The sequence below is a fragment of the Acinetobacter sp. 479375 genome (assembly GCF_000581715.1).
Classification (GTDB): Bacteria; Pseudomonadota; Gammaproteobacteria; order Pseudomonadales; family Moraxellaceae; genus Acinetobacter; species Acinetobacter ursingii.
Genome location: NZ_JEZN01000032.1, coordinates 1 through 19,969, shown reverse-complemented (window position 1 = coordinate 19,969; position 19,969 = coordinate 1). Strand labels below are relative to the sequence as shown.

The window sequence follows — 19,969 nt, the reverse complement described above, 5'->3', positions numbered from 1 at the left end:
TAAGCATCCGGCTAACACAGCCTTACCAAGCGATCCTATAAGCCTTAATTTAGTTCCCACCTAAAAACAAGTGGGGACTTAATCCATGAACATGGATATATATTCAGCAACACCTCCTGTTGCTAAAAAACGCAGAACATACAGCAAAGAATTCAAACTCAGTATTGTCAATGCCTGTAAAAATCCTAATACCTCGATCGCTTCGGTCGCACTGCAACATAGTATTAATGCCAACCTTGTCAGTCGTTGGATCAGGATCTTCAGCCATCATGATGGTGCCGTGCAAGATCCTACTCATGTGAATCCAGCATTTATTGCTTTGCCTTACACTGCTGCAATCAGCCAACCTATTGATGAGAGGATCACGTTGTGTATCACCGTGCCTCATACGAATAATGATATTCAGCTAAAATGGCAGACATCAGAAATACCTGCCTTGGCAGAATTACTCAAGGCACTTGCAACATGATCCGCATTGATGAAATCTGGTTGTCTACTCAGCCCATGGACATGCGTGCAGGTATGGATACGACCATGGCCCAGGTGGTGAGAGCCTTTGGCTACATCAAACCGCATTGTGCTTACCTGTTCTGTAATAAACGTGGCCATCGTATGAAAGTGTTGGTACATGATGGACTGGGCATCTGGCTGTGTGCCCGGCGTTTGGAACAGGGTAAATTTCACTGGGCTCAAGTTCACCAAGGTGAAACCGTGGCCCTCAGCCCGGAACAGTTACAGGCACTGATCCAGGGTTTGCCCTGGCAGCGCATTGGACGACAGCAGGTAGTGACGATGCTCTAAACCAGGTTGGTGCATTCTGCTATTCTCCAAACGTTCTATTTCATTCTCTTCATGACCTCAGGCATACTGCGGTCATGAATACACTGCCTGACTTAAACCAACTGACCCATGAACAACTGCTGGAATTTACCAGACAGTTGGCAATGCAGCATCAGTCTCTGGCACAATCAAATCAAGAATTAGAAAAATCAAACCAGCAATTGGATGCCAAAGTTCAGCATCTTTCTATTCTCAATCAAAAATACGAGCATGAACTGGCGCTGTTTAAAAAGCACGAATTCGCCCAAAAGAATGAACACTTAACGGCAAAACAAATCCATCTGTGGGATGAAGCGGTTGAAGAAGATATTGCCGCGGTTGATCTAGAACTGGAACGGCTAAATGCAGATAAAACCAATGCAGCGACACACAAAGCAACAGTCAACAAACCTAAACGTCGACCACTGCCAGATCATCTACACACCATCCGTATTGAGCATGAACCTGCATCAACCCAATGTGCTTGTGGCTGCCAACTCCGTCGTATCGGCGAAGATGTCAGTGAAAAACTGCATTTCAGACCGGCACAGTTCTATAAGGAACAGCATGTGCGTGGTAAATGGGTCTGTGATCAGTGTGACACTCTGACTCAGCAAGCGATGCCCGCCTATGTGATTGATAAAGGCATTGCTTCACCTGAATTGCTCAGCCATGTGCTGGTATCGAAGTATGCCGATCATTTGCCGCTGTACCGTCAACGTCTGATCTATCAGCGGGCGGGAATCGAACTTTCTAGATCAACTTTATCTGACTGGATAGGTCGCTGCGGTGTAGAACTGGAACCTCTGGCCAATGCCTTAAAAGAGGTGGTACTACAACAGCAGGTGCTGCATGCAGATGAAACACCGGTCACCATCATGCGGATGGGTGAGAATAATAAAAAACCGAAGAAAGGTTATGTCTGGGCCTATGCCACTACACAGTACAATCCAGTTCAGGCGGTGATCTATGACTTTCAGGATAGTCGTTCAGGCCAGCATGCTGAAGAGTTCTTGAAAGGCTGGCAGGGCTATCTAGTCTGTGATGATTACAGTGGTTATAAAGCACGCTTTAAATCAGGCGATGTCATTGAGGTGGGCTGCATGGCGCATGCACGTCGTAAATTCCATGAACTGCATGTAACTGGGAAAAGTCAGGTCGCTGAACAGGCATTAGTGCTGATTCAGAAACTGTATGCCATAGAAGCAGAACTCAGGAAAAAGACCGATGGTACAGCAGAACAGCGCCGCGAATACCGACAACAGTATAGTCAACCGGTGATGCAACAACTGTATGAATGGCTCAACCAACATCAACTGACTGTGCCATCGAGTTCTCCAACCGCCAAGGCGATCAATTACACTCTGAAGCGTTGGCCAGCCTTAAGCCGCTATCTGGATGATGGCAATCTACCGATTTGCAATAACTGGGTGGAAAACCAGATGCGCCCCTGGGCGTTGGGACGTAAGAACTGGTTATTTGCAGGTTCGCTGCGCAGCGGTCAGCGAGCAGCCAATATTATGACATTAATCCAGTCAGCAAAGCTGAATGGGCTGGATCCCTATGCCTATTTAAGTGATGTGCTGAAAAGGTTGCCGACACATAAAGTGACTCAGATTGAAGAATTGCTACCACACCGCTGGAAACCTGAACCGAATTAAAAAATAGGCATGGGGTTCAGCGGACGCTTACTAAGTAACGCAATTAAAGCTACTATGTATTTGCCAAATCCTCAGAAAGATAACCAACATCTTCAAACTAAAATACAGAGTATGCATAGCTTTGGCAAAGAGCTGTATAAAATTAATAAACGAAGAGGCTGTATTATTTTAAATTAAATATATTGAAATATGATGATTAGTATTCAGGATAATTAGCTTTCAAAGTAAACCATCCTGAATGCTAAAGCCAATCCCCTCAGAATGGATAAATTTTAGAAAGTTCAGCAAAGTTTGCTACAATCCAAGTAACTACTTTTGAACGACCTTGTATGTTCGAAGGCAATTTTTCATGGATCATCCATTCACAAATTTGACGAGTCCTTATTGAAAGGTCAGCGTTATCTGTACCTGACAATGTATTAAGAAGATAAATAACCTCATATCCTTCACGACGACTGAATCTATCTGCATCTTCAGCCGTTTTTGTAGGATCATCACCTTCTACTGCTTTCCAACTATAGTCTTTATAAATTAAATCGTTTTTTGTCATTTTTGGCATGTTTTGCCATCCTTCTGTTCGTAAGTCAAAATCATAAATGGGGATGAATACCATGTTTTCAAGAGATAATGCCGTACAGATTTCAACCATTCCCTTTTTATAAAATTTCGGAATTTTTATCTTGCCAAAAAAATTATCCAAGAGTAGACTTTTAAACATCTAAAGCAAATAGAGTAAAGACTGGCAAAATAAACAACCTGACCAAGCCATAGTTAATGTTTGATTAAAAATGACAAATTATTGATTTCATTAATATCACATGCTATTGGCACATTAAGATCCTTGAATCTTAAATTTTTTTCATAAGAAAGCGTACTTAGGTCTATAGATCATTGAATGTCTCTGTTCTATATATTTTTATTTATAAATTATTGATTTATTTAGGTAAAATCATGATTAAGATCAATGCATCAAATTTGTCAGCACAGCAAAAAAATTTAATTTCTAAACTCAATGTAGAAATTCAAAAACAACCCAGAAATAAGCAATGGCAAGGGTTCTCTTTCTTTTCTCATTCTTTGGGTAATCAAAAGCAACAATATGACTTGGTGCTCTTAACGAATGCAAATATTTTATGCATAGAGTTCTGTAACGTTAATGGTAAGATTACATCTGATCAATATAATAACTGGTGGGTAAATAACGAACGCCTTAGTCCTTCACCTCTAACTATTGGAGGAAAAAAAGCTCGTAAATTAACAACAGAAATCGAAGCTATTAAACATCAACTCCATAATGCTGATCAGTTAGTAAAAAACCCACATTTTTTACCTAAAGTTTTGAATTTAGTAGTAATGACAGGCAAGGCAAATTGGTCTGCACTTAATGGGATACCATTTGTAGATCGTATTTTATCATTTGAAGATTTTTGTCAATTAATTCCTAATGAAGATTTTTATCTTCATTTTTCTAAAAGCAAAAAACCATTACCAATGAATGCAAAGCAACTTAATCGTGATTTTGATGTTTTGACTAAAATATTAACTCACAACATGGAACCAATAACATCACAATCTATAGAAGGTTATGAACTAGGCTCACTATTAATCATGCATTCTCGTAAGCTTTATAAAGTTTATAGTGCTGAATCTATGGGGAATGATAATGCTGTAATTAAGCAATGGGACTTTTTCTCTCATACTGTAACTGATAAACATCGTAAAGCTATTGTTAATAATGGGATTAATACCGTAAATAGTATCAAAATCAAAAACCCCCAACTTTACGAAAAATGCCTTATCTCTTTAGAAACAAATCCCCAAGACAATGTAGATCAATACTATGATGAAGTCATCGAATTACCAGATACCAACCATATAACACTAAAATCATATTTAGAAACGTGTCCACAAGGTTTAACAACAAAAAAATTAGACTTAATTCAGTCTATGATCTATGTAGTTAGTGAGTTACATAAGCTTGGGATTGCTCATGGTGACTTGAATTCATTCAGCATTTGGGTTGATAGTTCTAATAAAATTAAGCTTTCCCAATTTACCTCGGCATTTAACCCTGATTTCAAAGTCGATAATGTTGTACGTACTATTTTGCCATTACTCAATCAAAATATCTTTGATGGATATTCATTAACACCGTATACGAAAGATGTTTTTTGGATTGCTTGTCTTGCTTGGCATATCATTGAGGGTCTTAAAGTTACTCTTCACAGTATTAGCGCATTTAAAGCATTAAATCATTCTGACTGGCTGACTGACTTATTCAGTCAAGCTGCTAATTTTGCATATACAGATGCATCAGATTTTTTAGCAGCATTCTTAAACTCACGCCCTCCCTCAGATATTGAACATCAGGTATCACCCGAGATTTTGAGTTCTTATGTTAGAAATGAGAGTCTAGAGCAGTATTCAAATATTGTCTTTGAAACACTTCCAAATCCATTGTCTTCTTATGATTGTTTATATTATAAAGCGAAACTAGACAAACTAGACATTCTTAAGAATCAAGGAGTAAGAAGTTATATACCTGAAATTACGGCTTTTGGGATTATTAATCAAGATAATCAGAAAATATTTTTCTCTGTAATTCAGCCTATTGCTACACCTACATGGAATGACTGTGACTTAGAAAGTCTATGCTTTGAAGATAAAAAACAGCTTGCATTGAACTTGATTGAAGCTTTACAGCATTATCATCATTTACAATATAGCTATGGTCAACTTTCTGAAGAAACAGTTCATGTTGATTTGGCAGATTTAACCATTAAGTTAAGTAATGTACTCGCCCCTGAACCAGCACATCAAGGTCCACTTGATCCAAGTGATGTGGAAATGCCAACAGTACAACAGCGTGATAATTATGCTGTACTACAAATGTTAAACGTTCTATTTAGGGAGGAATGTGAATATGAAGACTTTGATTGGTTACGTGAAGCATTTTTGCTTGAGTTTGAACAAAAACAAGGGAAATATCTCGATTTAAGTCGTTTTCTCGATACGCTGTTGGCTGAAGGTCAAGAAGAACAAGTGCCTACGCTAATCGCTATTAGATCGGGTTGGTCTAATGGCGATGACGATTCTAGTTCAAATAATTTTAATTATATTTTGCCCGATAACGGCAAAATTTATGGGTATATTAAACAGCAATCTGGGCGAGATATAGAAGTTGAGCTTTGGGGAATAGGAGGAAAAGTAAGTTTCTTTTATACTGACTACCAGCAAAATCCAGGCTTAACGCCTAGATATGTGCAACAAAAATCCTTTATTAATAAAAAATTTATTGATAGTTCCGTATTTGAACTAAACATCCGTATTAAAGTTGAAGATGAACGAAGCTTTTACAGAAGTACTCTTCCATGGCTAAGTGATTTTTTAATCCAAAATGATGACTTTAATCATGCTCTACAGGAGTTCAAGACACAAGAGAACTCATCTAAAGAGTATGTTGAATTTTCTGAAGAAGTCGTTGATATTCTTGATTCTAATGAAATGTCGACTAAAGCATTGTGGCGTTTAATTAAAGACACTGAAGAAGAAGCATTACCTATTGTTGAGCTCACTGATGTTCTAAAACCAATTCGTTCTAATCATTATATGAACTATTACAAAGCTAATTATGATCCAGTTGAAAGCAATGATGTGTTAGATCGCTTTCAGAAAAAAGATAAGGTTAAAGCTCTTTTAGTTACTGAAAATAGAGATGGTGAATTTGAGACTAAACCTGTTGGTGAAGTTGATATGGTCAAATCGACTCGAGGCGCACTTTACATTAAAAACTGTAAGTTAACACGATTAAATGAAGGTAGCCGTCTTACATTGCAGAATGTAGCAGAGCAATCCTCTAATCGTAAACGGAAGATAGCTATTGATAATATTTTAAAAAATCGGGCAGTCATTCCAAATCTGATTGAATATTTCGAAAAAAATAGCACTGCTGAAGCAGCTAAATATGATATAGGTTTTTATGATCAACAGCTTGATTACTATACATCAAAAACAATTGCTCTAAATGCCACACAACGCAAAGCATTTGAACAGATTATTACTAGTGGTCCAGTAAACGTATTACAAGGTCCTCCAGGAACAGGAAAAACTGAGTTCATTTCAGCATTTGTTCATTACTTATTCCACCATCAATTGGTAAAAAATATCTTGGTAGTAAGTCAATCACATGAAGCAGTAAACACAACTGTAGAGCGGATTCGTCAACGCTTCACTGGTTATAAACAAGATGTCAGTATTGTGCGCATTAGTAATAAAGCTGAACTTGTATCAAAGGATTTGTTAGATACCTATTCTGGTTCAATCATCGAATCGCAGCAGGCATTTTTCCAAGAAACCTTAGTACATCGTATTTTAACTTTAGGTTCTCATCTTAAGCTCAAAGAAGAGTACTTAACTGATTTGATTCGCTTAAAAGTTGAAATCTTTGAAAAAGTTAAACAAACACGTTCTAAGATTAGTGAAGAGGATGATGTTGGTACTGTATCACCAGCTACATTTAAGCAGTTTGCTTTATATCAATTAGAATGTCTTCATAAAATATATGAACTGGATACAAATGGTCTTGATTCGGATATAACCAGTGAAGCTTTTTGGCAAGCTATTGAAGATGCTGTGATGATTGTTTTAGCTGAAGAATATGCAGTTGATCCAGAAAATTCAGCAAAAGCACAAGCTTTAATTCACTTGGCCAAAGATTGTGAAACTTTAATAGATACTCCCTATGCTCATTATGAGCGTTTCTTAGCTCAAACACGTCAAATTGTTTGTGGTACATGTGTGGGTATTGCTAATAACAGTGTTGATATTTCAAACCAGGTTTTTGATTTTGTAATTATTGATGAAGCAGCACGCTCAAGCTCATCTGAACTTGCAATTGCAATGCAAACTGGTAAACGTATTGTATTAGTGGGTGATCACAAACAATTACCACCCTTATATACTAGTGAACATAGCAATTTATTGAAAAAGAAGTTAGGCATTTCAAGCCATAAAGAGTTAGAAGATGTTTTAAGAAGCGATTTTGAACATGTTTTTAATTCACCCTATGGTAAAAAAATTAGTGCTCAATTATTGCAACAATATCGTATGGCGCCTGCAATTGGGCATTTGGTTTCTGATTGTTTCTATGATGGTAAATTACAAACCGCTGTCTGTGAGCCACCTTTTGATAAAAAGGACAATGCAAAACGTATAGTTCCATCCATTTATTACTCAAATAAAGTAAAAGAACTACAATCTACTGTTACCTGGGTAGATACAGGTGGTAAGGGAGCATTTCATCAAAAAATTTCAGATGAAAAAACAAGCCTATATAATCCTCATGAATTAAACGAAATTTTAAATTTCCTTCGTCGTATAGACTCTGATCCTGCGTTACTAGAACGTGTGAATCAAAATGTTAAAAATGATGAAGCTGCTATTGGCATTATCTGTGCCTACGCAGAACAGAAAAAACAACTTATAAAACGTTTTGCAGTTGGCAATTTTTCTACGCTACTTCAAAAGTCAGTAAAAATTGATACCGTCGATAGTTATCAAGGTAAAGAAAACCGTATTGTTGTGTTCTCTGTGACACGAAATACGCCTAACTTCTCTAGTGCATTCTTAGCTTCAGAAAATCGTGTGAATGTTGCATTATCTCGCTCTATGGATCGCCTTGTGATTTTTGGTGCTACCGAGATGTGGGAGCATGAGAAAAATTCAAATAGCCCATTGTATAAAACTTTGGCTTACATCAAAAACCGTTTGAGTCAACCAGAATACCAAATACTGAAACGTCGTAATGAAAACGTACAAGGAGCAAAATAATGTTAAATTATCATGATGTTGATGTATTGCTACCTGTGCAAAAATTTTTGGTTGATTTTAGTTTTTCAGGTAAAAAACCCTTAGACTTTGTTCATTCTATACTTTTACGTACTCTGCGTTTGGGTCCATGCAGCTCGGTTCAATTGGCTAGCTTTTTAAATCTAGATCAAAATGAAATTACCATACTTCTAAATGAGTTACTTGCCAAGAGAGAAATTAAATCCACTGAAAATGATTTATTTGAGTTATCTGAAGCAGCAAAGCGTTACTTTAAATCTGTTTCAGATATCCCTCAAGTTGAGCAAATCTCAGATCGTACAGTTTCAGTGATATTTGATTTGATTGGATTTGATCCAGTTTTATCTTATGAATATTCAGGTAATAATGGTATACAGATCCAAGCTGATCAAAATCGGCTCTCTGAATCAGAAAAAATTGCTAAGGCTGCATTCCAAAAAAATTTTTATAGCTATATTGAGCAAGGTGTACTTACATTTTATCAAGATCACCCCCAACTTTATAAGGTTGGTAAAGTTACTAATGATCGTCAACTCTTTAATCGAGTAAACCTTGATTTATCACTTAAATTACAAGGTGACCAATTAATTCCTGATGTTCATGCAGTTGAAAGTTGTTTTAGTCACTTACCTAGCAGTACAACACTTCTTACTAAAATGGTTAATTCAACTTTACAAAGTATAAAAGTGGATAATATCGATTCAATTCAAGCCGAGTTAGCATATAATCCAATGCTTGAGTCACTGAACATTAAGAATTTTTTAAAAAAAGAAAAACTCGATCTAACATGTTTAGTCCAACGAACAGAGCACCAAATTGTAGGGCCTATTTATGAGCCAAGTAATCAAGAAAAATTCCTAAATTTACTTGAACGATGTACTGAAGATAACAAGGTTCAAGATTTATATTGGTTAACACCATCAAATCCTTTTTTTGGTGAATCAACAAATTTTAAGAATTTCTTGAATAAGCTAATTATTTCTGAAAGCTATGACTTAAAAATGTTTCTTCCATGCACATCTTTGAAGAATGCACCATGGGAGAATAATCATATTGAGCGCTCTCTATTCAGTAGTGGGAAGTTTCTTGCATTAGATGAAAGTGGCTTATTTAATAGTGATTTTGAAGTACTTGTTGTTAAAGACAAGTTTTGTATTGTGATTGCTCATATACATGACAGCGATGCACCTGTTCTGACGGCTGTACCAATTGGCGAGTTAACACTTGATTTAAATGTAGTAAATGGGTTTGCCGATGTATTTGCTAAATCTAAACAACAAGCGGATGAAGAACGAGGACCTTGCTATGGTGTTATCACAGCTAAATAAACCACCTAGTTTCTTTCAACTATTAGACTAATTTATACAAATTTAAAACTATATTATTGTATATGCTTTAAATGGAACAATTTAGGAGTATGCTCTTTGATAAGAACATATTCCTAGTTAAAAACTATTTTGTTATTATAAAATTATAGAGTTTTAAATCATTTCTTTTTTTGTTAACAACTATTTTGTAATTTTAAGATCATTAATTAATCTAACTTGTTGATTCTTCAAAACACTTAGTTAACAACTATTTTGTCTGACCATAATTTATATTTATTGGAATATTTTATAAGTATTGAGTAATAAAGTGTAATACTGCATTGCTCAAAAAATCCACACCAACTATGCTTTAAGGAGCATGAGGTGTGGATTTTTTTATAAAATTATCTAAAAATCAAATGATTTAGTGGATAAACAATTTTTTAATACAAATAAAAAAATCCGATCTAATCACATTGCTGGTACTTTAAAATTAAGGATAGAATCAATAAATAAAACGGTAAAACTGATTATAAGATTAAAACAATAATTTCATTACAGAGGATCATGTGCATACTTTACTAAATACCAGAGGAGTCAGCAGTGGTCTGACAAATTTAGTGCAGAAATTCTGTGACTTACACTCCATACCGTCCCCGATTACTCGTTTATATGACGTGGATGAGCGATTGCCACTGGTAGAGTGGTATCGAATTCTGAATTATTTAAGTCAATATTATAAAAAAGATGATTTGGGGATAGAGCTTGGAAAGTTATGTGAGCCTGCCGATATCGGTATTGTGGCTTATCTTGCCATGAATTGTGAAACCTCTGGGCAAATTATTCATTTATTTCAACGCTATCAGCGAATTTGGTATCATATTTCTTTAGTTTGCATTGAAAATACGGATGATGCATTTTCATTTATTTGGAAAAGCCCTACCTTTGTACAAGCAGGTCAATTTGTTAAAGAAGCACGTTTAGCAAACGATGTTGCTTTTGCCATGATGATGACTTTTATCAATAACCTAGTCTATCCTCAGATGTTCCATGCCAAACGAATGGAGTTTAGTGCACCTGCTCCTACGGTAATTTCTGCGCATGAACGTTTTTTTGCTTGTCCTGTCATCTTCGATTGTTCCCTCAACACTGTCTCTTATACACACCAGATGCTCGACTTAACGGTCAATGCGGGCTATTCAGACCATATGCTGAAACGCATATTGGAAAAAAATGCCAATTATCTACTCACCAAATACCCTGAAAATATTTCATTTAATGAATTGGTCTATCGGAATATTGTAGCCGCCATTCAAAAAAATAGAGTTGATATTCAATATGTTGCTAATCAAATGGGGATTTCTCCTCGTTTATTACAGTACCGACTTAAACTTCATGGCACGACCTTCTCGGATAAACTTAATAAGATCAGAAAAACACTTGCATTACAGTATCTTGAGGATGACTCATTAAGTATTAATGAAATTTCTGCGCTTCTGGCTTATCGAGAACAGACCTCATTTAATCGTGCCTTTAAGTCTTGGACAGGTATGAGTCCTTTGCAATGGCGCGCAGAACATCAAATACAAGAGAGCAAATTTGCTTTTCATGTGTAACTAAACCATGAGATTCCACGGATTATCCTGTTCTTCAAAAAACTCATCCAAAATTACCCGTCGATATTGTAGTGGACTCATGCCCGTCCAGTTTTTGAATGAACGATTAAACGAGGTTTGTTCCTGATAGGAAAGCAAAAGTGAAATATCCAGGATACTTAGACTCGGATCTGCAAGATATCCAATTGCCAGCTCTTTACGCACCTGATTCAACCGTTGCTTAAAAGTATAACCCTGTTGTTTAAGCTTATATTGGAACATACGAGAGGTATAACCCAATTGTTGTGCCACATATTCGATAGAAATTTTGCCTTGGTGCACTGCATAGATAATGGCACGTTGTACCACTTCATCAAAAGAATTACATTCTGGTAACTCTTGTAATAATATGTCTGCCTGCTGGATCAAGATCTGATTTAACACAGGATCTGCACTGGGTACCGTCAGATTTAAATTACTCAACGGAAAATACATATTGGTCTTGTTGTGACTAAACTCGACAGGACAATTAAAATAGCTTTCATAGAGCTGTGGATTTTTTGGGCTAGCCGAAACAAACTCGATACGATTTATTGCAATCCTGTTTGGATAAATCAATTGATTAACCAAATTAAAAAATATGGCAATCATGGTTTCATCGGCCACTGCTCCCGCCTTGAAGTATGGATCAAATTCCCAACTAATGATCAGCTCATTATCATGGCATTTGACCGAAACATCCATAAAATCATAGCTTAAGCGCTGAAACTGTAAAAATGAGGATAAGGCTTGCGTCAGATTGTCACTGCTAAGCCCAATATAAGCCATAATCCCCAAATGTTCAGGTTTGACCAGTTCTGCGATTTTCAATCCCAAAGCAGGAACGGGATATTGTTGTTCAATATAATTTAACAAAAATAGCCACTCAGAAAAAGGAACTCGCTCGTTAAGCGCGTAATCCTTAACACGATCAGGGAGGGTCAAATCGTGTTGATCACAAAACAGTTCCAGTAAACGCATTAAGTTACTGCTAACCGATTTAATATGATAGAAAGTTCGTTGCATGGATGGATTCAACCATATCTATAAATATAATTAGGGAGACTCCTGTCAAAAACAGGAGCTGATTCACTCAACAATTAAGGTTGAATAAAAGAAATATTTTTTTCAAAATCGTGTTGGTTACCAAAATCATCAATCAGACTAAAATTGAGCTGATACTGATCAGCCTTAGGCAGAGTCCCATTGAACTGATACTGTCGTTGTGATTTGGGATAGCTCATCATGTCTGTTTCCGCATTTGTCTCAATCATTTGTTTTTGATAGCTCAATTGAATATTGACCATCGAAGCATGATAAGCAGTTGGGTTATCACATATTAATTTCCAATGATCTTGCTCGACTTGCACGGAGAAATTGAGCTGTTTGGCAATGTCAGATAGTTCAAATTTTTTCAGGCTTTTCGGGCGATAAAAAATCTTGAGCTGAGTATTCATCGCCAGACTAATATAAGCATCTTGCTGATCAGGTTGTGGAATCGCTGGAATTTCATATAGATTGAGCCAATAGACTGATTCACGATCTTTAGGAAGTATTTGTCCGTTATAGACCACTCTTAAACTTTGCAGACCACGTGCAGCCATTTTAGAAACAGGCGGCAAAGTGATAAATGGAATTTCAGCGTGATCTGGACTCCCCTGTCCTTGATCAACCCATGTTTGCAAAATCACAGGATAATCATTGACATTGGCAAGCATTAAGCTTCTTTCACGCTGACCTTCTTCAAACAGTAGTCGTGTTTTTGCCGCAAGAATACCTGCACTGACTGAATTAGCCGTAAGCAGACCTGTTAGGCTGAGGAGAAATATTGCTTTTAACTTCATTATTGCACCTTCACCAACACATAGGCCGTGGCATGGACTTTTCCAGCCTCGACAGTTTGACCATCGAGTTTCTTTAAGATCGCAGTGTAATTTTGCAAATAATGGGTATAGCCTGCTTCGGTAGAGCCTTTTGCCGTTGCACCGTCTTTAAATGGATACCAACCTGCATTGGCACCATTGCCTGATATACCGGGTTACCCAACAAAATTCATATCAGTGCCAGTACTGCTATTGCGTAGAAAAATACCAACACCTTTGGCAATGCCATTGGTGCCATATTGATCAGAGAGCAGTGCTTTCACACCATTTTGCGCATTCACCAAACCTAGTTTCTGGGCGGCGGTATAAGCCCCTTCAGATGCTTGTATACCCATTGCTGTTTGCTTACTTGCTACACCAGACACAGCCTGATTCGAACATTCAATCGAGACATTAAACTGAGCTTGCGTAGATTTCCCCTGATTTAAAGTTTCAACAGTCATCGTATCAAACAGCACTAACGGCGTTGCATTTCGTGCTACGCAAGTGGGTTCATTGTAGAGAGTTGCTGTGCGCATACCATAACCGATTCCATTTGCGGGCCAAAAATCGAATTTGGTTTCAGAGTTTTCTCCTATTTCATCACTATTTAAATTTGGACCTTTGAGCTGGATATAAGCATTTGGTTGCAGACAAGTATAGGTACCCGAGGCAATCGTTCCACTGGTTCCCGCACCACAATAGTTATTTAATCCTGCACTAGGGATCTGGCTAATTCGATATAGCTCAGCGGATAGAATTGGAATATCCTGCAAACGAATCTGGATTTTATTACCGACAGTGACATAGTTTCGAACAGGAAGCGGTTGCCAAAATTTAGTGAGTACAACCCCATCCATCGTCTGTTTAATCCCGACATAACGAAAAAAAGTTGCATAGACATTTGGCATTCCATCTTGGGCGCCCAAATCCCAATATCCCCCCACACGATCATCACCATTGGTCGCAACCAAAAATTGAATATTCGGCAAATCTGCAACATCACACTCCCATACCACTGAGGATGGAGAAGTGCCCCCTTTGTAATTAGAAGCAGGAACGGTTGTGCGAGCTAAGAGAGTTCCAACGGGCTGTAAATAGGTGCTGGTTAGATTTATCACACCAAATTGTATAAGGGCACTATTACCATCGTAAGCCGCTGTTCCTGATAACTCATTCGTACATCTCGCATAAGCAGATACCGTATAGCATCCCATCATGAATATTAGGATTTGAAGTAACCAAAACTTTAATGTTTTCATTTTGCTTGCTCCATTTGACAAGTTTGCTCAAAACGAATCAAAGGTTGCTTGATGGCTTCATCATCAATATGATAAGCAACATGACATTGTTGATCATTTTGCTCTCCCCATTGCACTTTCAAGCGTCCCTGACGATTTTCAGCACGGACATAAAGCTGCCCACTTTGACCCACCATTCCAATGATATTGCCTTGCTCATCCACCACTTCTGCACCTAAAGGCACATATTCTTTTTGATCATTGTCCAGTCTTGCCTGTATCAATAACGGATAACCTGAACGGGTTTTAAATTTGATTTTAATCGCAGCTCCCGCATAAGGTGCGACTTGCTGTTCACTACTTTCTATTTCTACTTGCTCAGAAATCCCTTGCGGATCTAATGCAATTGTATTGTATTGATACGCAGTGATGGCTGGCACCAATGCATAGCCTGACTTATTAATGGTTGCCCCTTGTCCATTATAGACACGCGCCCCTTCAGCACCTTTAGCTTCAACCAAAGCAAAAGTCTCACCCAAATATGGACCTAGAGTCATGCCGCCACTATGAATTGCCACAGCTCCCTGCGCATTGGCTGATGCTTGCCAAAAATTCTCTCCTGTCGATGCACTCATGCCCGCAGTCAAATTAGAGAAGCGTTTATTTAAATTAGCATTCCATGTGGTAGCATTCATCTCTTCATCACGACTCACGCCTAAGGCATAATTAATCGACTGATCCTGAGTCAAAGTACCTGAAAGCATGGCCTGATAATTATCAGACTGCTGTGAACCATGTGAATAAGAAAGATCCAGATAAGGGGAACGACTTTTATTTTTTCCACTCAATGGTAGACTCACAGAGAGGCTGAGTGTGGTGTCCGCTTTATTATTCTGATTAGAGTCTGATGAGATGATTTGCTGACCTGATTGATCTACAAATTGATAATATGCATTTTCCTGACGAATAAGAGACACGTTCATAGAAATGCCATTTTTAAAGGATTTGTTATAGCCAATCTGAGTCTGAACATCTCGATCACGCCCATCACGATAATCCTGCATAGAGCCTGATACGAACACAATGCCATAATCCCCCAGACTTTGGTTCAGGGTCAGTTCGACTCTTGATCGTTGTAAATAACTGGAGGATTGCCATGTGCCACCATTTTTCAAGGCATCACGCACCCCAATCACATCGCCTAAATCACGATAACCTTCGGTAGAATAACGATAACCTGCTAATGAAATATTGGTATTGGTTGGCTGAATCGTCTTACTGTACGTTAGGCTTGCAAGCCAGCCATCGGTACTGCCCAAAGTATCCAAATCAGCATGTGAATAGGTCAAGTTGGAACCAAAAGCCCCCAAGAAAGAAGCATAAGTTCCACCCAATAGGATCGCTTGATAACCATCTGCAACCCTTAAACCGGTATTCAGGGTAATCGCATTACTCAGGCCTCGTTGGTAGGTTACATTGGAAAAGTAAGTGTCTTCTCCAATGTCGCGCGTACGACCCAAATCAAAATTATAACGATAAGAACCTGCACGTAATGACTCAGGAACGGCTGAAAATGGCACTCTAAATTGACTAATCGTTCCATCTGCCTCATAGACCAAAACGGTCAAGTCGCCATTGTAATTGGTCGGATATAAATCTGTAATTTTAAACGCGCCGGGTGCCACAGAAGTTTGATAAATTTCTCGACCATTTTGCTGTACAGAAACTTTCGCGTTGGTTCTGGCAACGCCTTGAATCATCGGAGCATAACCACGTATGGATTCGGGTAACATACGATCATCTGAGGCAATATTGATCCCATTAAAACTTAAACCTGAGAAAAATTGACCTGATGTATAAACTTGACCAATAGTGGCTTGACCACGAATTGCGGGGAATGCCCGCATCACATAGCTACGAATGTTATTCCAGTCTGTTCCCTGTCCTTTGTTATAGCTCAGACTAGATTGTTGTCGATATTGCCACTTACCAAAATTGACTCCACCCGTCACTGACAAATAGGCTGCATCCTGATTTAGACGTCCCACATCAGTTTCATAGGAGTTATAGTAATAATTGGCAATATAATTTATAAAGCCAATGCTGCTGCCCGCATTCCATTCTTTCGGATTTACATAGCCTCTTGGCACATAACGTAATTCACTTTGTGGAATAGTCAGATTAAGACGCAAATTGCTAAAGTCCAGATAAAGTTGACTACCTTTGACCTGTTGCGATAAAAAAAAGCATTGTTGTTGCGCACTCAGTTGGCTAGCGGTCTGAACATATGAATCCAGTAACCCAATACTTTTGAGCATTTCAGGCTGAAAACAAGGCTGTACATCGCTGGAATCATCTTTAAACTCAAGCTGCATACGTTCAACAAAATGGCCATTCACATATACATCGACTTTATACTGCCCAGCCAAAACACTTTGCTTTTGACTCAAACGTTGCATCAAACCTGACTGATTAACGGATTGACCACGAAATAACGCACTATCAAAGACATAATCATCACTCGATGAAACCTCATCGGTTTCAGGTTCAGCAGCATAGAGCTGTGCCATGACCGCACTTCCGACCACACACATAGACAAAATTAAGCAAGGTTTAAAATAGTCAGCGTACATCAGTCTCCCCTCTTTAGGGACTTAGAGATGCTTCATGAATGACGGTTGCACCATAATCATTAACCAGAGTGACTTTAACTTTGGCTGCTTTTGCAGTTGCTTCAGAAATATTGGCTGCCCAATTTACTGTGCTATTGGGGGCAATGATCTGATTACGATTTACCACGAGCTGATTTTGAGAAGTCAGTAAACGGACTTCTTGTACATTGGCAAAATATGCAGTCGGGTTAGTAACACTCAACTGTTTACTTTGCGAATTAAATTTAAATCTAAGTTTTTCAATGGTCTGTGCTGAATTTCCTACTAAATTTTTAGGCCGATAAAACACTTTAATCCGATTTTTGAAGACTACCATCAAACGGTTATTGTCCATTTCCTGTTTTTTTGAAGCAGGATATTGCACAAAATTTAGGTAATACAAAGACTCTTTATCTTGAGCAACCTGATCCGCACCAGTAAAACGTACACGAACTGTTTGACCCACATTGGGTTCCATACGGAAAATTTGTGGGCTAACGACAAACGGGGCTTTACTTGTTTCAAGTGTTGAATTTTCGTCGCCATCATCAAGCCAGATCTGTACCAAAGCAGGTACACTATCGACATTTTGTAAATGAATAGTTTTTTCATTTTGACCATCGGCCAAAATCACACGAGTTCCTGTTAAGACCACACCAGCAAATGACGTGTTCAACATCAATGAACTCATGACGATCAAACCGATTTTCGACATGTGACCAGATATATTGACCATACCACCCTCCACCACCTATTCTGATATTATTGTTATTGCCCGATCTGCCATTTGCATGGCAAATCAGGACTTATGATTATTCTATTATTGGTAGCTTAGCGTATATTCAACAACCGCTGTTACTGCTCCAGCTGTTGCAGCTCCGCCTTCAGCAATATATTGCGCACCAAACTGATGATTCGCTGTGGTCTCCCTCGCCTTAAGCTCTAAACCCGCCACTGTGGTTACACCATTTAAAATCACTGGAGTTGTACCCGCAGCATCAGAAGTCAACTGAATGGCAACGTTACCCGCTGGACTAGTCACAGCCACATTGCCTAGGTTACCACCAGCCGTGACTGAATGACCTAAAAATTTAGTGCCTATTTGAGTATCTACACCAGCTGTTGCACAACCTTTAACAGCTATCGTAAATGGAGTCAAGCCTGCTTTTGCACCAGCAGATGCCAAACTAGACTCTGGAACAGTTGGCAATAATACGGTGGCATTTTCTTGACCATTCACTTCCGCTTCACAAGTTTGAGCAGATACTTCACCTTCAAAGGTGATGGTTGGAGCAGCATTTGCCAACGCTGGAAGCATGAGTCCAGCCGCTAACATCAGCATAATACTTTTAGTCAATTTCATCATCATCTCCTCAATATCAAAATCACCTGACTTGGATAAACATGTTGGAAATGTGAGATAAATCACCTTTTTTCCAACTATTCTATTGTTAATTATTTTATGTAGCTTTTCTTAGCAATTTCTGCATAAAAAGTTTTCATTACATGCAAAAGTCTTATAAAAAATATGGCTTTAATTTTAAAAATAAATTTTGATAAGTCCTTTTAAATCATACATATTTATATTTATCGTTTTTTCTCTATATTTTATAATGTGTTATAAAGGTTTGAATTGTATATTTCAGTTTGATGAGTAAGATCAAATAAAAATGAAAGATTTAATTATTTTTTCTAACAAGTAAATGAGTAAAAACTGATTTTAATTTTTATAAAATAAATGAAACTTCAAATTTTTTATACTGTGTTTTGAGAGATCCTGTTGAACTTTGCATCTTTTCAAATTTTAAAAACATCTACTACCAAAATGGTAGTAGATGCCACAGATCACTTGATTATTGATAGCTAAGGGTATATTCAACAACCGCTGTTACTGCACCAGCCGAAGCCGCACCACCTTCAGTAATATACTGCGCACCGAATTGATGGCTTGCAGAGGTTTGCCCTGTTTTAAGCTCTAAACCTGCCACTGTGGTTACACCATTTAAAGTCACTGGAGTTGTACCCGCAGCATCAGTAGTCAATTGAATCGCAACGTTACCCGCTGGATTAGCCGCAGCCACATTGCCTAGGTTACCAGCAGCCGTCACGGACTGACCCAAGAATTTAGTTCCAATTTGCGTATCTGCACCTGCTGTTGCACAGTCTTTAATCGCGATGGTAAATGGAGTTAAACCTGCTGTTGTTCCAGCAGAAGCCAAGCTAGATTCTGGAACAGTTGGTAATAATACGGTCGCATTTTCCTGACCATTCACCTCAGCTTTACAGGTTTGGGTTGAAACTTCACCCTGAAAAGTCACAGTTGGAGCAGCATTAGCTAAAACTGGAAGCATGCATCCGACTGCCATTATTGCCACTAGGTTGGTTTTAAATTTCATGATTTTCACCTCAATCTCAAAATTACCCGACTTAGACAAAAATGCTAGAAATGTGAGTCGGATCACCTTTTCTTTCAAATGTATTGTCATTTATTTTGTTTAGTATTTCTTAGCAATTTCTGCATAAAAATTTTTCATTACACACAGAAGTTCTAACTGATTTATGATTTTTTTCTTTAAAAATAGAATATTCAAAATTTTATAAATCTTCTTTCTATCTATTATCGAGTGGCTTTGTTGCATAAATAAATTTCATCCCCATACATGTTAGATGAATACAGAATCAAAAAGCCGATACAAAACAACGAACTGGTCTGAGTACAATCAGGCTTTACGTCAACGGGGTGCTTTCACCATTTGGTTTGATCCCCAAATGCAATGGTCTGCAACACCTACTGGAAAAAAAGGACGTCAACCTACCTACACTGATATAGCAATTCAATTTGCCCTGACGATACGAAACCTGTTCCAACTGGCTTTACGCCAAACACAAGGTTTCATTCAAAGCCTTTTTCAAATGGCTCACCTCGACTGGAATGTTCCAGACTTCT

14 protein-coding genes and 1 pseudogene are annotated in these 19,969 nt (G+C 38.1%); 7 read left to right on the top strand and 8 right to left on the bottom strand.

The genetic code is table 11. The features are described from left to right. The first annotated feature begins 85 nt into the window (after nucleotides 1-85). From J500_RS15610 to tnpC, 3 genes are all read left to right on the top strand, one after another. Entirely contained in the window at nucleotides 86-469 is a 384-nt protein-coding gene (locus tag J500_RS15610; protein WP_019836977.1) for a transposase, read from the top strand. Beyond that, nucleotides 466-801, top strand: coding sequence for an IS66 family insertion sequence element accessory protein TnpB (gene tnpB, locus J500_RS15605; RefSeq protein WP_000618091.1), 336 nt, complete (start codon nucleotides 466-468; stop codon nucleotides 799-801). Before J500_RS15610 ends, tnpB begins: the two co-directional genes overlap by 4 nt. Before the next feature lie 74 nt (nucleotides 802-875). After that, nucleotides 876-2,480: an IS66 family transposase gene (gene tnpC / locus J500_RS15600; protein ID WP_034698698.1), complete on the top strand. Its 1,605-nt coding sequence runs from the start codon at nucleotides 876-878 to the stop codon at nucleotides 2,478-2,480. Nucleotides 2,481-2,736: 256 nt separating this feature from the next. Here the strand turns inward: tnpC and J500_RS15595 are convergent, their stop codons facing one another. Further along, complete coding sequence (locus J500_RS15595; protein WP_228130689.1) at nucleotides 2,737-3,180, bottom strand: hypothetical protein; 444 nt, start codon at nucleotides 3,178-3,180, stop codon at nucleotides 2,737-2,739. 251 nt (nucleotides 3,181-3,431) lie between these two features. Here J500_RS15595 and J500_RS15590 point away from each other — a divergent pair, with 251 nt between their 5' ends. The 3 genes from J500_RS15590 (at nucleotide 3,432) to J500_RS15580 (ending at nucleotide 11,250) form a co-directional block, all read left to right on the top strand. Next, on the top strand, nucleotides 3,432-8,309 hold the full coding sequence (locus tag J500_RS15590; RefSeq protein WP_147519083.1) for an AAA domain-containing protein: 4,878 nt from the start codon (nucleotides 3,432-3,434) through the stop codon (nucleotides 8,307-8,309). Then, on the top strand, nucleotides 8,309-9,655 hold the full coding sequence (locus J500_RS15585; protein WP_034700485.1) for a hypothetical protein: 1,347 nt from the start codon (nucleotides 8,309-8,311) through the stop codon (nucleotides 9,653-9,655). The genes J500_RS15590 and J500_RS15585 overlap by 1 nt, the downstream gene beginning before the upstream one ends. A 548-nt stretch (nucleotides 9,656-10,203) precedes the next feature. After that, nucleotides 10,204-11,250 (top strand): AraC family transcriptional regulator, encoded by a 1,047-nt coding sequence (locus tag J500_RS15580; RefSeq protein ID WP_004986055.1) that lies wholly within the window; start codon nucleotides 10,204-10,206, stop codon nucleotides 11,248-11,250. Here J500_RS15580 and J500_RS15575 read toward each other — a convergent pair whose 3' ends face one another. From J500_RS15575 to J500_RS15545, 7 genes and pseudogenes are all read right to left on the bottom strand, one after another. Then, on the bottom strand, nucleotides 11,251-12,294 hold the full coding sequence (locus tag J500_RS15575) for an AraC family transcriptional regulator (protein WP_004986056.1): 1,044 nt from the start codon (nucleotides 12,292-12,294) through the stop codon (nucleotides 11,251-11,253). It lies immediately after the preceding gene. 74 nt (nucleotides 12,295-12,368) lie between these two features. Further along, a complete protein-coding gene (locus J500_RS15570; RefSeq protein ID WP_004986058.1) occupies nucleotides 12,369-13,112 on the bottom strand; it encodes a molecular chaperone in 744 nt (247 codons plus the stop codon). Beyond that, nucleotides 13,112-13,990 (bottom strand): annotated as a pseudogene (locus J500_RS17910) (fimbrial protein). Before J500_RS17910 ends, J500_RS15570 begins: the two are co-directional and overlap by 1 nt. 398 nt (nucleotides 13,991-14,388) lie before the next feature. Beyond that, nucleotides 14,389-17,004 carry a fimbria/pilus outer membrane usher protein gene (locus J500_RS15560; protein ID WP_034700482.1) on the bottom strand — a complete coding sequence of 872 codons (2,616 nt, stop codon included), beginning with the start codon at nucleotides 17,002-17,004 and terminating at the stop codon, nucleotides 14,389-14,391. A gap of 13 nt (nucleotides 17,005-17,017) precedes the next feature. After that, the gene (locus J500_RS15555) at nucleotides 17,018-17,758 is read right to left on the bottom strand and encodes a molecular chaperone (RefSeq protein WP_034700479.1); all 741 of its coding nucleotides are present in this window, start codon (nucleotides 17,756-17,758) and stop codon (nucleotides 17,018-17,020) included. Between the two features lie 84 nt (nucleotides 17,759-17,842). Continuing rightward, the gene (locus tag J500_RS15550; protein ID WP_034700490.1) at nucleotides 17,843-18,385 is read right to left on the bottom strand and encodes a fimbrial protein; all 543 of its coding nucleotides are present in this window, start codon (nucleotides 18,383-18,385) and stop codon (nucleotides 17,843-17,845) included. 490 nt (nucleotides 18,386-18,875) lie between these two features. Beyond that, the gene (locus J500_RS15545; RefSeq protein WP_034700477.1) at nucleotides 18,876-19,418 is read right to left on the bottom strand and encodes a fimbrial protein; all 543 of its coding nucleotides are present in this window, start codon (nucleotides 19,416-19,418) and stop codon (nucleotides 18,876-18,878) included. A gap of 271 nt (nucleotides 19,419-19,689) precedes the next feature. Between J500_RS15545 and J500_RS15540 the strand changes: the two genes are divergently transcribed. Then, nucleotides 19,690-19,969, top strand: a 280-nt coding sequence (locus J500_RS15540) for an IS5/IS1182 family transposase (RefSeq protein ID WP_034700475.1), incomplete at its 3' end; no start/stop codon positions are given.

Bases quoted from the DNA above. Each gene is read 5' to 3' on its own strand.
- J500_RS15575 (WP_004986056.1), bottom strand. From the start codon at position 12,294: ATGCAACGAACTTTCTATCATATTAAATCGGTTAGCAGTAACTTAATG.
- tnpC (WP_034698698.1), top strand. From the start codon at position 876: ATGAATACACTGCCTGACTTAAACCAACTGACCCATGAACAACTGCTG.
- J500_RS15550 (WP_034700490.1), bottom strand. From the start codon at position 18,385: ATGAAATTGACTAAAAGTATTATGCTGATGTTAGCGGCTGGACTCATG.
- J500_RS15610 (WP_019836977.1), top strand. From the start codon at position 86: ATGAACATGGATATATATTCAGCAACACCTCCTGTTGCTAAAAAACGC.
- J500_RS15555 (WP_034700479.1), bottom strand. From the start codon at position 17,758: ATGGTCAATATATCTGGTCACATGTCGAAAATCGGTTTGATCGTCATG.
- J500_RS15545 (WP_034700477.1), bottom strand. From the start codon at position 19,418: ATGAAATTTAAAACCAACCTAGTGGCAATAATGGCAGTCGGATGCATG.
- J500_RS15570 (WP_004986058.1), bottom strand. From the start codon at position 13,112: ATGAAGTTAAAAGCAATATTTCTCCTCAGCCTAACAGGTCTGCTTACG.
- J500_RS15560 (WP_034700482.1), bottom strand. From the start codon at position 17,004: ATGTACGCTGACTATTTTAAACCTTGCTTAATTTTGTCTATGTGTGTG.
- tnpB (WP_000618091.1), top strand. From the start codon at position 466: ATGATCCGCATTGATGAAATCTGGTTGTCTACTCAGCCCATGGACATG.
- J500_RS15585 (WP_034700485.1), top strand. From the start codon at position 8,309: ATGTTAAATTATCATGATGTTGATGTATTGCTACCTGTGCAAAAATTT.
- J500_RS15590 (WP_147519083.1), top strand. From the start codon at position 3,432: ATGATTAAGATCAATGCATCAAATTTGTCAGCACAGCAAAAAAATTTA.